Here is a 15,839-nt window from a genome sequence, read left to right on the forward strand (position 1 = left end):
TGGCCGCAGCCCGGATATCGCTGTGAACCACAATGAGACCGCGCTTTCCATGCACGCGGCCAATCATCCGGAAACAAAGCACCTCTGCACATCGATCTGTTCCGTTGATCCGGGCGACCATGTGAAGCCCGGCCAGCGCGTCGGCTTGGCGTGGTTTTCACCAGATTGCAAACACCACAGCAAGGCGAAGGGCAGCATGCCGCTGGACACCAATATTCGCGGGCTGGCATGGGTGGTGGTGCATTGGGTCGAATTGATCCGGCCCGAAGTGATCATGCTGGAGAACGTCGAAGAGTTTCAGGACTGGTGTCCGCTCACCGCCGACAACAAGCCAGATCCGGAGCGCATGGGCGAAATCTTCCAGAAGTGGGTCCGGAAACTGCGCCGGCTGGGCTACAAGGTTGAGTGGAAACTCCTGCGCGCCTGCGACTATGGCGCCAAAACGATCCGCAAACGGCTGTTCCTGATTGCCCGCTGCGACGGCAAGCCGATTGTCTGGCCAGAACCACCCCACGGCAAGCCTGACAGTGAAGGCGTCAGGCGCCCCGCAGTGCGGTTTGTCGAGACCATGCCGGCCGCAACAACCAACACGCCCCATCGAATGTCTCGGGCGTTATTGCCCACAAAGTAGAAAGGGACCTGGTTCGCGGAAGCCATCAGGGTCAGTGGTCGAACACTGCGCAAACAGGCCGGACACAAGACTGCTTTTGATCAATGCGCAGATCACCTCAAAAATGTCTTGATAGAACCGCGTTTTATACACACGGAAACTGGATTGGCGTTCTGTATTCGGAACCTCGGGTGAAATGGTTTGTGGCGCCAATACCTGCCATTTTCTCGTCAAATTTGTCCGCTACTTATTCTAAGAAATGGGTCGCGAGGCAATATGATGCAAGAACTGATGATGATTCTGAACGGATTTTCCAGTACGTTGCTGGACTGGCATTCGCGGCTGGCTATGATTTATCTGCTCAGCACCCTCCTGATCGCCTACATTATCTGGAGGTCGCGGGGGGCGACAAGACCCTTTTTCGCGTGGCTGTTCCCGCGTGAGATTTATGCACATAAATCTAATCTGGTGGATGCCAAGATTTTTGCATTGAATATGATGCTGCAAATTGGCGGCGTGTTTACCGCGCTGGCGGCAGCACCAGTGATAGCGCAGCTGGTCCTGGACAGCCTGCCAGGCGGGGCCACGCCGGGAAGCATGGCGCCGCTTACGTGGGGCACGCGCGCACTGGCGACTCTGGTCATAGTCTTGACGCTGGATTTCTGCACCTACTGGATCCACCGACTGCACCATGAGACGGGTATTTTATGGCCGTTCCACGCAGTGCACCATTCCGCCGAAGTGATGACCCCGCTAACGGTGCATCGCAAACACCCGGTCTATATCGTGATCAGCATGCTGATCCGCGGCTTTATACTTGGATCAGTGCAGGGCGTAATGCTGTATCTGTTCGTGGGCGAGGTGGATCTTCTGACAATTGGCAGCGTGAATGCAGGCTATTTCATCTTTAACATCGTCGGATCAAACCTACGGCACAGCCATATCTGGCTAAGCTATGGCATAGTTCTGGAACATATTCTGATCTCTCCCGCACAGCACCAGATCCACCATTCATCCAACGTCAAACACTACAACAAGAACTATGGCGAAGTGTTTGCGATCTGGGACATGATGTTTGGTACGCTTTATGTGCCTAAGTCGTACGAAGATCTGGACTACGGCCTTGCAAACGCGCATGGCACCAAGATTGAACAACCGCACCCGACGCTCTATGCCGCTATGCTGCACCCTTTTGTCGAAAGCTGGGAGGCGCTTTGGAAAGGCACCTCGCGCGATCCAGCGGTCAAGACCGCCCGGACACCTCAGTCGGCGAAGATCACTAAGACGCTCGTCGAATGAAACGCGGATTATCGCTTTGGCTGGATGTTCTGAGGGTGACGGCCACGTTGATCGTAGTGCTGTCGCATTGGGCATATCCGCGCTTTACCGGGGGGGATTATCTGATCCTGCGCCAGCTGAACCTTGGCAGCGACGCGGTAATCGTATTTTTCGTGTTGTCGGGCTTTGTGATCGCCTATGCGGCAGACCGGGATAAGCAGCTGCACATCTACGCGTTCAACCGTCTGACGCGGCTGTGGTCTGTGATGATCCCGGCGATCGTGCTGACGGTCACATTTGACCAGATCGGCCTGCGCCTTGATCCAGCGGCCTATCCGCAGCCCTACTACACCCCAACACCACTGTGGGAGATGCTGGTGCGCGGACTGTCGTTCAGCAACGAATGGGTCGCACTGGACCGTGTTCGGCTGGGCAGCAACGGGCCACTTTGGTCGCTGAGCTATGAGGCCGGATTCTATGCGATGTTTGGCGTGGCGATGTTCCTGCGTGGGCCGATGCGCGCAGGGCTCTTGGTGTTGCTGGTGCTGCTGGTCGGCCCGCGTGTTTTACTGTTGATGCCCGCGTGGCTGATGGGCGTGCGGTTGTGGAGTTGGGTCAAACGTGGTGGCCATGTCACGCTGGGCAAGCCTGCGGCCTGGGCGCTATGCCTTGCGGGGCCTGCGTTATATGTGCTGGGGCTTTCAATCGATCTTCCGGGTGCGTTAACCGATTTAACGGCGCAAGCGATGGCACCTGTCAACTATCGCCAGGCGCTGGCCTTTTCAGACGAATTTATATGGAACGCCTTTATTGGAGTGTTCACTGTGTTGCACCTTATTGGAACAGCGGCGCTGATGGGGAATACCGTGCGTGACCGGCGCTGGGTACGCTGGCTCGCCGGCGCCAGCTTCTCGATCTACGTTACGCATTACCCCGCGCTGCAACTGCTGGATGCTGCTTTGCCCGACGCAATCCCGGCACGACATGTGCTGCTGCTGGGGGGCACAATCTTTGTGGGCTTAGTCTTTGCCGAAGTGTTTGAGCGCCGGCTGGCACTGCTGCGGAGGCTGTGCAGCCGCTGGATCCGGACCAGTCCAGGCCCGCAACCGGTGCGGTAAAACTGGCGGATCAGATTTTAAATTCGATCTCGGCCGCGTCCTGCGGTAGCTCGCGTGGTCAACAATGTTGCCATCCGGTCAACATAAATGCGGCGCGACTATCGAATATCCGCTCTTCGAAAGCTGCGCCGCCGCATAGATTACCACGATCATAGTCGGCTATTGGTTATTAGCTGCCTCCAATGCGGTTGCGGCGAACGGCGACTTTGTACGCTCAGCAGGCATTGGTGCGACTCGCAACGAATGGCGGCTCTCCGTCCATACTTACAAATTCCTGCGGCAGCAGCATTGGTTACTACGGGCTCGGAGCAGTAGTTCGTCACGATCTAACCGAATGTCAGCTTTGAGGCAGAAGCGCTCAGACTGCGCTTTTTGCGTCGATCATCTGAAAGCACCATCCACCAGACTACTGGGCTCGACAACGACGGCAATTTCCTCGAGCAAACATTGAAAAAACAGCCCAAATTTGCTATACTGTGCCCATCGTTTTAAGTCCGGAAGGCGGGAGGAAACGATGGGCAAACTAAAATATTCAAGCAGCGTTACACGACGCGACTTTTTGGCGAAATCAGGTCGCTTAGCAAGTGCTGCACCTGCGGTCACTTTGCTTCTGTCAGCGGCATCCACACCAGGTGCCGCAGTTGCACAATATGCTGTTCCTACTCCTTTTCCAAATACTGGAATGTCGTCGGGGTCCGGAACTTCAGCACGCGATGTGAAAGTCGATCCTGAGTCGAATGAAATGGGAACGCCCTTGTTCACAGATCCACCGGAACTGCCGACCGTATAGGACGGGCGCTGCGTTATCTGAGAGTGTCGGCCACGAAATCGCTGGACGCGATGGCAATGGCCTTTTCCGCGCCGCATTCAATCAGCGCATCCCGCGAGCGACCGGCGATGAATTTGGATGGGTTCAGAATTGTCTCTCTATCCAGAAAAGCAAAAAGCCCTAGCGATTAAGCCTTGGCCTTCCGTATTCTTCATTCCGATCATAGCAACCCTACCTGCCCCCCCCCCAACTGGCGAGCGGTCGTTCGCTGCGTCATCAATAAAGACCAGCTTTGCAGGGCGGTTTCAACGGATCGACGCAAAACTGGCTTGGAAACGGGCCAATGTCGCGCGTCGAACTTAACCGTCAGCTCCAATTGCCCGGTCGTGCGCTTCGACACATGGCGAAATTTTATGACGCACCGATCCCACAGTTGAACCTCAAATCTGCGGAAACAAGGGAGCCGAAGGAGCGCATCCGGGAGATGACTTGGGCAGAGCAAGCGAGGCTTTTCTCCTTTCTCCGTTCTGACCTTCACCCGCTGGTCAAGTTTGCGCTGATGACTGGCGCCCGATGCAGCACGATCACGGGCCTCCAATGGTCGGACGTGGATCTTAACGCTGGCTCGATGAAATTTCGCATTAAGGGCGACGACGAAATGACGTTCCCAATCAATCGCGAGGTGCGGGCATTTCTTGTGAGCCTGCCGCGCTCGAACACTCTGGCATTCCGCAGCTACGTTGTCACCTATGTTGACCAGGTTACCCTTGAGCGTAAGCCGATCGGTATTTCAGGCAAACTAGGCGCTGACTTCAAAGCCGCCACGCGCGCCGCAGAAATTGAAGACTTCCGCTTTCACGACCTGCGCCACACCTTCGCCACGAGGATGCTGCGCAAGACGGATAATCTGAAAATGACCTCCCGGTTTCTGGGGCATAAAAGCATCGAAACAACCATGAGATATGCGCATGTTCTGGATTCAGATTTGCGCGATGCACTGGACGATTTTAGCGCTCTGGAAAAGCCCGAGTCCCACACTTATCCCCACAGCATGAAACATAACTAATAAATTTCAACTAGATAAAGGTGACAATACATAGCTTCCCAAGCTGAATACGAGGGTTCGATTCCCTTCACCCGCTCCATTCCCCCACCGCGAAATAAATTCAATAAATCAAAGTGCTTACGTTCGCCCAGCAAGCAGGATTTCGCGTGTCACCAGTTCTCCGGCCAGCGAATAAACGGGAATAGACAGCATCTGTGGGATACCGCGTCCCGCAGTTTTTCCCGCTACACCCGGACTTGAAATCATCGGACAAATTTCTGTCATTTGGGGGCGGTCACGGATCGCATTTTCGCGCCGGGGATCTCGCTATTAACGTGTTCGCAATCACCATTCGCAGGCTTGCAAATTGTTCAAACGCATCACTATCGCATGGAAAAGTGTGGCTTCTGGTTCGTAGCTGCCATTTGGCTCAGCCTGCCAGAAACACAAAATTTGTTTCCTCTGCGACAAACGCCCCCAAGTGGACTGCAACCCCGGTTCAAGGCGTGCGCCGCTTAGATTGATCCCGCCAAAGTCGCTCAGATCCCACTGGCGGCGAGGCAATATTACTGCGCCGGCGTTGGCAAACAGCTCTCTCAGTCGCAGTCGTATCTGGGATCAAACATGCGGGTCTGGCGCAGATTATCGATCACGTTTTTAGGCAGCTCGGGCATTTCATGATCTGCGGCCCACAACACCATTTCGACCATCATCGGCTCCAGATCCTTGCCTTTCTGGGTCAGGCTGTAGTCAGCAGAGCGCTTGTCGTCCGGGCTTGACTGCCGGTCAATGATCCCCAGCGCCTGCAGCTTGCAGATCCGTGTGGCCAGCGTGCCAGTCGAAATCCGTTCTTTCATGGACATCAACTGGCTGAAGGTGCGCACGTGTTTGCCCATCAGTTCACGCACGATGAGCAAGGACCATTTGTCGCCGAAAAATTCGACAATACAGTTCACCGGGCAACCGGATCGTGTAATGCGCTTCTGCTCCGTCATCTGCGTTTCAGCCTTTCGTCAATTAACGGTCCTGTAGACCAGCCCCCCTGCGGCTGCCCTGCGGCTGCCCTGCGGTCTCCGGCTCAATCCTTCCACCCGCGAGAGATGCCATGAAATTGCGCTCAATTCAACATGATGCTGCACCAGCCGCAAAATCCTGCACACCCGATGCCTCACATTTTCACTTTATCTTTTAAAGTGACTGCAGTATAGCTTTAAAAAATAAACCTTTCTGACCAACGTTGGAATTGGTCAGGAAACCTGCAAATAGTTGCACAGCGGATCAATGAATCCCGGAAGGACAGCCTTTATGTCTCGATTACTAATGAACTACATTGATTTTATACTGGCCCGACGATTGTGGGTCATTATCGGGGTCGTCATCGCGAGCTTTGCCGCCTCTTCGGGGATGGCATATCTGACGATGGCCAGCGACTACCGGGTTTTCTTTGGTCCGGACAATCCTGATCTGAAAAAATGGGACGACTATCAGGCGACTTTCTCAAAAAACGACAATGTCTTTTTTGTGCTGCAATATCCCCAAGGCGAAGCCTTTGATCAGGCGATGGCTGTGGTGGTCGAAGATCTGACGGAACGCGCCTGGGCACTGCCCAATGCCACCCGCGTCGATTCAATTTCCAATTTCCAGCGCACGCTTGTCGTCGACGATTTCCTCGAAGTTGAAGATTTGATAATCGGGGCCTCGGAGCTGTCGCCGGAGGAACTGCGGGACCGCTCAGATTTTGCGGTAACCGAACCCTCGCTTTACCGCGCCATCCTGTCTGAAGACCTGCGTACCACCGGCGTGAACATCGCCATTGAGCTGCAGGGTAACCCGGACACGGAGGGACGTCGCACGGCGGTCGCAGCTTATGCTATGGCGGACGAGATCCGCGCCAAATATCCGGACCTGAAAATCGCGATGAACGGCTCGATGATCATGAACTATGGGTTTGTGCAGTCGGGTGAACGGGACGCAATGACGCTGATCCCGGGCATGTACCTGCTGATGCTGGTGCTGACGCTGGTGATGCTGCGGTCTTTTTCAGGCATGATTGCGACGCTGATCACCATTGTCTTTTCAACCACTGTTGCGCTCGGCATTGCCGGATTCCTGGGCATGCGCATGGCCCCCATTGCCATCATCGCCCCCAATATTATCCTGACCCTGGCGATCGCGGACTGTATTCATATTATCAGCTCGATACAGAAACACCTGCGCGCCGGCATGGAAAAAACTGAAGCGATCAAAGAAGCGCTGCGCAAGAATTTCACTGCCGTGTTCATCACATCGGTGACGACAGCCGTCGGTTTTCTCACCCTGAATTTCTCTGACGCACTGCCATTTCAATACCTGGGCAACATCACCGCGTTCGGCGTGCTTGCGGCCTGGATCCTTGCAGTCACATTCGTGCCGGCATTCCTGTCCTATATGCCGTTGAAACCGGCCACAGCACCCCGTGAAGGCTGGCTGGTGACATTTATGGGCCGGGTTGCGGATTTCACTATTTATCGTGCGCGCGGCATTCTCGTAACCGGCTCTGTGCTGTCTGTCGCGTTGATCGCTCTGGCCCTGACCAACACTCTGGATGACCGTTTCTCGCGCTATTTCAGCGAAAAGCTGCAGGTCCGTCAGGATCTGGATTTTGTCTCAGAAAACCTGCGTGGCCAGGATATTTTCGAATATGAAATCCGCTCTGGTCTTACAGGTGGTATCAACAATCCGGAATATCTGAAAACGCTGGACAATTTTGTGACCTGGCTGCGGGCCCAACCCGAGGTCGATCAGGTCTCCGCCTTTTCTGATGTGATCAAACGGTTGAACCAGAACATGAACGGCGATGACCGCGCCTTTTACACGATCCCGGACAGCCCCGAACTGGCCGCGCAATACCTGTTGCTTTATGAACTGTCGCTGCCCTTTGGTCTGGACCTGAACAATCAGATCAATATCGACAAATCCTCGACCCGGCTTTCGGTGATTATTAAAGACATAAAAATCGTGGCTCAGAACGATTTCCTGGCCCGGGTAGATGGTTGGGCTGCGGCAAATGACCCAGAGGGACTGATCCAGCCGCCGACCGGTATTTCGCTGCTGTTTGCGAAACTGACCCTGCGCAACATCACCGAGATGATCACCGGCAATATCATCGCCGTGGTGGTGATCGGCCTCCTGATGATGGCGACCCTTCGCAGCGTCGGGATTGGGTTTATTTCGGTTGTCACCAACGCGGTTCCGGTGATGATAACCTTCGGTCTCTGGGCAATTTTTGTGGGCCAGATCGGTCTGGCCGCCGCAGTGATCGGCGCAGCGTCGCTGGGCATCGTGGTGGACGACAGCGTGCACTTCCTGACCAAATACCTGCGTGGCCGGCGTGAAAAGAACCTGAACAAAGAAGATGCGATCCGCTATGCATTTTCCGAAGTGGGAGAAGCCATCGTCTTTACCTCGATCATCGTGTGCGCTGGCTTTGCGCTGATCGCCTTCTCGACCTTCCAGGTCAACGCCCAGCTGGGCCTGCTGACCGCGATCACCGTGATCGTTGCGATGTTCTTCGACTTCCTGGTGTTGCCGGCTATTCTTCTGCTCGGCACCACCCGCACCCAATCTCAGAAAACCAAAGGAACAACAAATGTTGAACCAATTCCGGCAAAGTAAACGCAAAACACTGGCGCTGGTCGCAGGGGCATTTCTGGCGGTCACACCGCTGGCCAGCTATGCGCAGGAGGATGTGCAAAAGGGGCTGGAGATCGCCACCCGCAGCGACGTCACTGACAACGGTTTCGGCGATAGCACCGCTACGGCACAAATGGTTTTGCGCAATGCGGCTGGCCAGTCCAGCTCGCGCGAACTGGTGATCATGACGCTTGAGCGCAACAGCAGCAAAGTCGGCGACAAGACCATTTCCTTGTTTTCGACCCCCGCCGACATCAAAGGCACCGCGGTGCTGAGCCATGCCAAGATCACTGGCAATGATGATCAGTGGATCTATCTGCCGGCGCTGAAACGGGTGAAACGGATCTCCTCCTCGAACAAGTCCGGCCCCTTTGTCGGTTCTGAATTCGCCTATGAGGACATCACCGCCCAGGAGGTTGGCAAATTCGACTACCGCTGGATCAAGTCCGAAAAGTGTGGCGGTGCCACTTGTGAAGTGATCGAGCGGACTCCGAACTATGCCAAATCCGGCTATTCGCGTCAGTTGGTCTGGATCAGCACCAAGACCTGGCAGCCCGAACAGATCCAGTTCTTTGACCGCGCTGGCAACCACGTCAAAACCCTGACCTATTCGGGCTACAAACAGTATGGAAAATTCTGGCGCGCGGGCAAGCTGACCATGGTCAACCTGCGCAACGGTAAATCAACCGATCTGATTTTCACCGACTGGAAATTCTCCACTGGCCTGAGCGACCGGGATTTCAAATCTTCTGCCCTTGAAGATCTGAGGTGACACGGATGTTCAAACGCACAATCCTTCTTTCTGCGCTGCTGTCAGGGACAGCGGCGCAGGCCGAACCACCGGAATTTTCGGGATATATCGGCGGCGAGCTGAATTATTTTCCTGAGGCCGGTCTCTATCCCGGACAGCTGAGCGATACCCAGGCCAGCCTGGTTTTTGCGCCGGAACTGCGCTGGCGTTCTGACGATGGCGATACCCGCGCCCGGATCAGCGCCTTTGGCCGTTGGGACGCTGAAGACCCGGAGCGCAGCCATATCGATCTGCGTGAAGCCTGGATCCAGCGCAATTTTGACAGTTTTGAAGTGCTGGTCGGCGTCAACAAAGTGTTCTGGGGCGTCACCGAAAGCCTGAACCTGGTGGATATCGTCAACCAGGTTGATCAGCTTGAGTACACCGACAGCAACGCGCGGCTGGGCCAGCCAATGGTCGCGCTGTCAACGGATCAGGACTGGGGCAGCCTGTCAGCCTATATCATGACCGGGTTTCGCAAACGCGAGTACCCTGGCACCGACGGGCGGCTGCGGTTTGGCCTGCCGGTCGACGACAGCGCCACCACCTGGGGCGATGACCGCGAAGAATGGGCGCCGGATTTTGCCCTGCGCTATTACAATACGTTTGGCAGCATTGATCTGGGCCTGTCTGCCTTTTACGGCACCTCGCGAGAAGCCATGCTGACCCCCAACAGCGGTGGCACGGCGCTTGATCCCTATTACGGGCGCATCTGGCAGACCGGCGTTGACGCCCAGTACACCGGAGACAACGTGCTGTGGAAACTGGAGGCTATTGCGCGGGGCAGCGATGATTTTGACACCTTCGCGGCCGTGGTCACCGGTTTTGAGTATACCTTCTACCAGGTTGGCGGATCGGACGGCGACCTGGGCGTTATCAGTGAATATCTCTATGATGACCGGGGCGCTGATGCGCCGGGGACCGTGTTTCAGAATGACCTGTTTGTCGGTACCCGCTGGGCGGCCAACGATTCCCAGGATACCAGCGCGCTGGTCGGCGCGGTGATCGATCTGGAAGACGGCACCACCTCACTTCGCGCGGAATATGAGCGGCGGCTCGACATCGGAGTGTTGCTGAAAATCCAGGCTCAGGCGGTCAGAAATACGGATACAAGCAACCCGCTTTATGGGTTCCGGCAGGACAACTACCTGTCGGTCGCGTTTGAAAAGTTTTTCTAGGCGCGTTTGTGAACCAATAAAACAGCGCTGGCCCGCACTCCTCGGGCCAGTGCCAGACACCGGCGGAACCCGTGTCCTGACCGCGCCGCGAACGCGCCCGCCTCCTCAACAGATACCCAGTTCAGACCACACAAAACGCTCTGTCAGCGCCCGGTGCCGAAATACCAGACACCCCCCTGCTCAACAGCTGTGCCCCTGCCGGCACCGAACCGGCTACGGTGGTCCGGAGTGATTTGATAACGTGTCCAAAACCTCGGCTGTGTGCTGGCCGAACGTCGGCGGCGCCCGCCTGTAAGACACCGGTGTTTTCGAAAACTTAAGCGGGTTGCCGATCAGGTCCACAGTCTGGTCAGCTTCAGCGCCTGTGGTCATGGTAATTTTCATTTCGCGGGCCGCGACCTGATCCGATGCAAAGACAGTATCAAGTGTGTTCACAGGTCCGACCGGAACATTCCCGGCTTCAAGCCCGTCCAGAACCGCCTGAACCGAGTGTCGGATGATCAGAGGCTCCAGCAAGCTGGTCAGCGCATCGCGGTTTTCCAGTCGTGCCGGGTTGGTGGCGAACATCGGATCTGTGGCAAGATCCGCGACACCGAGCCAATGCGCAAACCGCTGAAACTGTGTGTCATTGCCTACGGCCACAATCACATCCCCGTCCAGGGCCCGAAACACCTGGTAAGGCGCAATATTCGGATGGCCGTTGCCGTGTCTCTCGGGCACCTTGCCTGAGGTGAGGTAATTCACCCCCTGATTGACCAGCCAGGCGACCTGGGTATCAACCAGGGCCAGATCAATATGCTGGCCTTCACCGGTGTGATCCCGATGCCGGAGCGCCGCCAGAATGCCGACCGTCGCATACATGCCGCACATCACATCTGCGACGCCGACGCCGACTTTCATCGGCTCACCGTCGGGCGCGCCGGTCAGGCTCATGATGCCGCCGTAGCCCTGCGCCATAAGATCATATCCGGGTTTGGAACTGTTGGGACCAGTCTGCCCGAAGCCTGAAATCGAGCAGTAAACCAGCCGGGGAAACGCTTCCAGCATAGTGCCATAGTCCAGCCCGTATTTACGCAACGCGCCCGGTTTGAAGTTTTCGACGATAATATCCGCGTTTTCCGCCAGTAACTTAACCTGTTTCTGACCGGCCTTCGTACTGATATCAATCGCGACCGATTTCTTGTTGCGGTTTGCACACATGAAATAGGCGCTGAGATCGGTTGGCGCGCCGGACGCATCAAGCGCAAACGGAGGCCCCCAGCTTCGCGTATCATCGCCTGCGGTCACCGGGTTTTCAATTTTGATAACCTCAGCACCCAGATCGCCAAGCAGCTGGGTCGCCGTCGGGCCCGCAAGAATGCGACTCAGGTCGAGGACTTTAATGCCTTTGAGAGGTCCGCTCATATTGTCACCTCCAGGTGTTTGAAGGCCAGCTGACCGCGGCGGCGCGCGATCAGGAACCACGCTTTGACGGGTGAATATGCGCTGGTAACGCAGGCGCACTCAAAAGACCCTGTGGAACTGTGTGTTGCCTCAGATACGACCATCATAAGCATTCCTTCCGATAACAGCAGAAATCAGGGTAAAGGTATTGCGCCCGTACGCCGTCTGTATCGCGTCATTCAGACTGGCGCGGTCGTGGCAGGTCACCCCTGCCCCACCCATTGCAACGGCCACCGCAGTAAAGTCGGTGCCAGGGAACTCAACGCCCAGGTTGCGCATCTCGCTGCCACGTTGTTTCAGTTCGATCAGACCAAGTTGTTCATCAACGAACACCACCACCGGAATCCCCAACCCATGGTCGCGGGCCGTGGCAAGCTCTCCCAGAAACATTTCGACGCCGGCATCCCCGACAAATGCGATCACCGGCCGGTCCGGTTCGGCGATTTTGCGACCGATGGCCAGCGGCACGGCGCAGCCCATGGTGCACAGAGCCGACGATTGCAGCAAGCCGTGGGGCGCGTCACATTGCCAGACATGAGACAGCACAATGCGGTGCGCGCCGCTGTCAACGGTTGCGACCGTGCCGGCAGGAGACGCTTTGCGCGCCTCATCCACCACCGCAGCCGGGCCCCAGACCTCGCCTAAAAAACAGAGCTCCTGCAGGGCTGATTTTGTGGCGGGTATTTCATCAGATGGCCAGGGGGCTTCCGGCACAGAACCTGCCCCGATCGCCGACAGGGTGGCGGCAATATCCCCGGTGAAATTCACCGGTGCCTGATGCATATAATGGCTGTTTCTTTCCGCAGAAATATCGATGACATTCTGATCTGCAGCAAACAGATCCCGCCAGCCGATCCGCATCTCAACCGGATCATACCCGGCAAGGATCAGACAGTCGGAGGACTGAATAAGCGGCAGCAGGATCTTGTCAGCAAGCGGAGACAGGCCTGCGCCGCCCAGTGACAATGCATGGGCCTCGTCCAGTACGCCTTTGGCCTTATAGGTCGTGATCAGGGGAACAGAGTTTTCAACGCAAAACCTGGCAACAGCGTCAGAAGCCGACTGTGTCAGCACATCCACGCCGGCAAGCAGCAAAGGACGTTTGGCGGAGCGCAGCCAGCCCTGTGCCAGGTCAAGATCCGCGCCGGCGGGCGCCATCGCGGACTGGGGCCTGAAGCGGGGTTTATACCAGGCGTCTGACATTTCACGCTGCACATCAACCGGCACATCCAGCAGCACCGGACCAGGCCGGCCGGACGTGGCGATATTGATGGCCTTGTCGATGAGAACACCGGCCGTGCCGGGCTCGACCCGGAACGCGGCCTTGCTTACCGGTTCGAGGAATTTCACATGATCAAAAACCTGATGGGTATAGGTCTGGGCTTCAAGCGCCGGCACACAACCGGTCAGCACAATCATCGGCACCCGGTCCTGCCAGGCGTTGGCGATGACATTGGCGGCATTGGCAATGCCAGGGCCGATGGTGGCAAACAGCACGCCCGGCGCACCGTCGTGATGCCAGGTGCCTTCGGCCATAAAGCCGCCGGAGTTTTCGTGTTTCACCAGGGTGATTTTCAGCCCGGCAACATCGAGCGCATCCATCATTGCCAGAACTTCGCCACCAGGAATGCCAAAAGCGTGGCGACAGCCGGCCTGATACAGCCGTTCGGCGATGACTTCAGAGGCGGACTGGCGGCTGGAAACTGTATTGGTCATCTGGCTCAGCCTCTTTCTTCCGGAGGCAGATAACCGCCGCGCGTCTGTGGTGTTTTCATCTCCAGAACCTTGCCCGCAACAAGATTACGCAGCATCTGCGCGGTGCCGCCACCGATGGTAAACATGCGCGCATCACGCAGCATCCGCTCAATACTGCAGTTGCGCGAATAGCCGCGCGCCCCATGCAATTGCAGCGCATCATTGGTGACTTTCACCGCCATTTCCGAGGCAAAAATCTTGGCCTGCGCCGCCAGCAGCGGATCCGGAAAGCCAGATGGCCGGGTGTCCGCGCTGAGCGCAGCATTCCAGATCATCAACCGTGCCGCGTCAATCTGGATGGCCATGTCAGCGACGATCCACTGAAGCCCCTGAAACTCTGCGATCGGGCGGCCAAACTGTTCGCGGGTTTTCAGGAACGCCCGCGTAGCGTCATATGCCCCCCTCGCAATTCCCAGCGCAACCGTCGCCGCGCCGACACGTTGCGCGTTATAGGCGTTCATCAGCCCGGAAAAACCGCGCCGGATGCCTTCGGCCGGGGTGATCAACCGGTCCGCCGGCAGGCGCAGATTGTCAAAAATCACTTCGGTTTCCGGAATGCCGCGCAGCCCCATCGCAGGTTCACGTGCCCCGATGGTCAACCCGTCTTCGCCCAGAAACGCCATAAATCCGCCAATACCCTTGTCTTCGCCATCTTCAATGACACGGGCAAAAATCAGATGGAGTTTTGATACACCACCGCCGGTGATCCAGTGTTTCTTGCCGTTCAGAACCCAGCTGTCGCCCTCGCGCCGGGCGGTTGTGGTCATCGAGGTCGCGGCACTGCCGGCCTCAGGTTCGGTGATGCAGATCGCTGGTTTGTCGCCGCCCAAAACGTGTTGCGCGGCAATTTCGCGCTGCTCCGGCGTGCCATATGCGATGATCGCGCCAACCGCGCCCATATTGCCTTCGACCGCGATGCGACCTGACACGCCGCAATGCGCCGCCAGTTCTTCAACAACAAGTGCGACGTCGAAATAGCTGCGTCCCGGCCCGCCCAGCTCAGCAGGAACAGTCATCCCCATCAGCCCAGCACGGGTCAATGCTTCCACAACCGCAGTCGGATACGTCTCGCTCTGATCGGTGTGCTGCGCCGCCGGGCCGGCAACAGTCTCTGCCACGTCGCGGGCAATGTTCTGCACAGCGATTTGTCCGGGCGACAAGGTGAAAGACGGGCTTGCGGCGGCTGCAGCTAATACTGGTGATCGTTCTGACATCTGAAAGAATACCTCTGATTTGGTACCTTCAGCCTACCGTCATCAGAATACATATTGCTAATATAGTTTTGTTGTTAATTGCATGAGGTTTCCTCAAGCTTCCTCACAACGTCTGCAAGGCCTCAACAAAAACATCAATCACCAGATCGGAACGGCCATCGGTGTTGGTAAACGCACCGACTTCACGGCTGAACACCGGGCTGCCGAAGGGCACAGTACGGACCTGTTCAGAGAACAGACGCTGGCCTTTGCAGACCGGCACAATCGAAACGCCAAGACCTTCCCCCACAAGATTTGAAATCGCCTCCAGCGAGTCAATTTCCATCGTCGCATTGACAACAATCTTCTGCTGGGTCAGCTGCTCCTCAATTTTCCGCCCGGCCCAGGATTTGCGGTTAAACCAGATGAACGGGTGATTTCTGAGAAGCGCCTGATAGCTATCGCCTTCTGCATCAACCGGCGCCACGACGGCGAATGGCTCGGTCGCAACCGGGTGCCAGTCAAGCCCCGGGACCGGATTTACCGGCCTGGTACATACTGCAATATCCAGGCCACCATCTACAAGATCGGCGGTCAACGTGGCCGAACCCCCGCTGCAGACATCAATCTGCAGCTCGGGAAACTGAGTTTGCAACCGCTTCAGACTGGCGGGCAAAAAACTTGCAAGCACAGTGGGAACCGCGCCGATGGTGATGTTTGAACGCACCAGTTCGCCTTTTGCGACCGCAGCGGAGGCATCAAACAAAACAAGTGTCTTGCGCGCGTGATCCGCAAGTGCACGCCCCCTGGCGGTGGGAACAGGCGGGCGCTTAATCCGGTCAAACAGTAAGACCCCCAGCTCGTCTTCCATCGCTTTGATCTGCAGGCTGACTGCGGAATGGGACAAACCGATCTTGTCGCCCGCAGCAGCAAAGGACCGCATTTCAACGACAGCCAACAGCGTTTTGAGTTGTTTGATATTCACTTC

General features: G+C 56.6%; 13 protein-coding genes. 7 read left to right on the forward strand and 6 right to left on the reverse strand.

Annotated elements, in window-relative coordinates; all coding sequences use genetic code 11:
* Positions 1 to 22 precede the first annotated feature (22 nt).
* The 3 genes from DWA01_RS11735 to DWA01_RS11745 all read left to right on the forward strand — a co-directional run bounded on the left by DWA01_RS11735 (position 23) and on the right by DWA01_RS11745 (position 3,006).
* A complete protein-coding gene (locus tag DWA01_RS11735; RefSeq protein ID WP_235008530.1) occupies positions 23 to 631 on the forward strand; it encodes a DNA cytosine methyltransferase in 609 nt (202 codons plus the stop codon).
* A 258-nt stretch (positions 632 to 889) separates the two neighbouring features.
* A complete protein-coding gene (locus tag DWA01_RS11740) occupies positions 890 to 1,909 on the forward strand; it encodes a sterol desaturase family protein (protein WP_160116029.1) in 1,020 nt (339 codons plus the stop codon).
* Positions 1,906 to 3,006, forward strand: coding sequence for an acyltransferase family protein (locus DWA01_RS11745; protein WP_114286032.1), 1,101 nt, complete (start codon positions 1,906 to 1,908; stop codon positions 3,004 to 3,006). Before DWA01_RS11740 ends, DWA01_RS11745 begins: the two co-directional genes overlap by 4 nt.
* Before the next feature lie 381 nt (positions 3,007 to 3,387).
* Here DWA01_RS11745 and DWA01_RS22950 read toward each other — a convergent pair whose 3' ends face one another.
* The gene (locus DWA01_RS22950) at positions 3,388 to 3,768 is read right to left on the reverse strand and encodes a hypothetical protein (protein ID WP_136057732.1); all 381 of its coding nucleotides are present in this window, start codon (positions 3,766 to 3,768) and stop codon (positions 3,388 to 3,390) included.
* Between the two features lie 350 nt (positions 3,769 to 4,118).
* On the opposite strand from DWA01_RS22950, the gene DWA01_RS11750 reads away from it, so the two are divergent.
* Complete coding sequence (locus tag DWA01_RS11750) at positions 4,119 to 4,841, forward strand: tyrosine-type recombinase/integrase (RefSeq protein WP_114286033.1); 723 nt, start codon at positions 4,119 to 4,121, stop codon at positions 4,839 to 4,841.
* A 575-nt stretch (positions 4,842 to 5,416) separates the two neighbouring features.
* On the opposite strand, the gene DWA01_RS11755 is transcribed toward DWA01_RS11750, so the two are convergent.
* Positions 5,417 to 5,815: a winged helix-turn-helix transcriptional regulator gene (locus tag DWA01_RS11755; protein ID WP_114286034.1), complete on the reverse strand. Its 399-nt coding sequence runs from the start codon at positions 5,813 to 5,815 to the stop codon at positions 5,417 to 5,419.
* A gap of 310 nt (positions 5,816 to 6,125) precedes the next feature.
* Here DWA01_RS11755 and DWA01_RS11760 point away from each other — a divergent pair, with 310 nt between their 5' ends.
* The 3 genes from DWA01_RS11760 to DWA01_RS11770 are packed head-to-tail and all read left to right on the forward strand — an operon-like array spanning position 6,126 to position 10,460.
* A complete protein-coding gene (locus tag DWA01_RS11760; protein ID WP_160116030.1) occupies positions 6,126 to 8,474 on the forward strand; it encodes an efflux RND transporter permease subunit in 2,349 nt (782 codons plus the stop codon).
* A complete protein-coding gene (locus DWA01_RS11765) occupies positions 8,449 to 9,264 on the forward strand; it encodes an outer membrane lipoprotein-sorting protein (protein ID WP_114286079.1) in 816 nt (271 codons plus the stop codon). Before DWA01_RS11760 ends, DWA01_RS11765 begins: the two co-directional genes overlap by 26 nt.
* 5 nt (positions 9,265 to 9,269) lie before the next feature.
* Positions 9,270 to 10,460: a hypothetical protein gene (locus DWA01_RS11770; protein WP_114286036.1), complete on the forward strand. Its 1,191-nt coding sequence runs from the start codon at positions 9,270 to 9,272 to the stop codon at positions 10,458 to 10,460.
* A gap of 213 nt (positions 10,461 to 10,673) precedes the next feature.
* On the opposite strand, the gene DWA01_RS11775 is transcribed toward DWA01_RS11770, so the two are convergent.
* The 4 genes from DWA01_RS11775 to DWA01_RS11790 form a co-directional block, all read right to left on the reverse strand.
* A complete protein-coding gene (locus DWA01_RS11775; RefSeq protein ID WP_114286037.1) occupies positions 10,674 to 11,864 on the reverse strand; it encodes a CaiB/BaiF CoA transferase family protein in 1,191 nt (396 codons plus the stop codon).
* Between the two features lie 129 nt (positions 11,865 to 11,993).
* Positions 11,994 to 13,619, reverse strand: a complete 1,626-nt coding sequence (locus tag DWA01_RS11780; protein WP_114286038.1) for a thiamine pyrophosphate-binding protein — start codon at positions 13,617 to 13,619, stop codon at positions 11,994 to 11,996.
* Between the two features lie 5 nt (positions 13,620 to 13,624).
* Positions 13,625 to 14,872, reverse strand: a complete 1,248-nt coding sequence (acdA, locus tag DWA01_RS11785; RefSeq protein WP_114286039.1) for a 3-sulfinopropanoyl-CoA desulfinase — start codon at positions 14,870 to 14,872, stop codon at positions 13,625 to 13,627.
* Between the two features lie 103 nt (positions 14,873 to 14,975).
* Positions 14,976 to 15,836 carry a LysR family transcriptional regulator gene (locus DWA01_RS11790; protein ID WP_160116031.1) on the reverse strand — a complete coding sequence of 287 codons (861 nt, stop codon included), beginning with the start codon at positions 15,834 to 15,836 and terminating at the stop codon, positions 14,976 to 14,978.
* Between the last annotated feature and the right edge of the window lie 3 nt (positions 15,837 to 15,839).

It is taken from the genome of Candidatus Halocynthiibacter alkanivorans (assembly GCF_003333265.1).
GTDB classification, from domain to species: Bacteria; Pseudomonadota; Alphaproteobacteria; order Rhodobacterales; family Rhodobacteraceae; genus Halocyntiibacter_A; species Halocyntiibacter_A alkanivorans.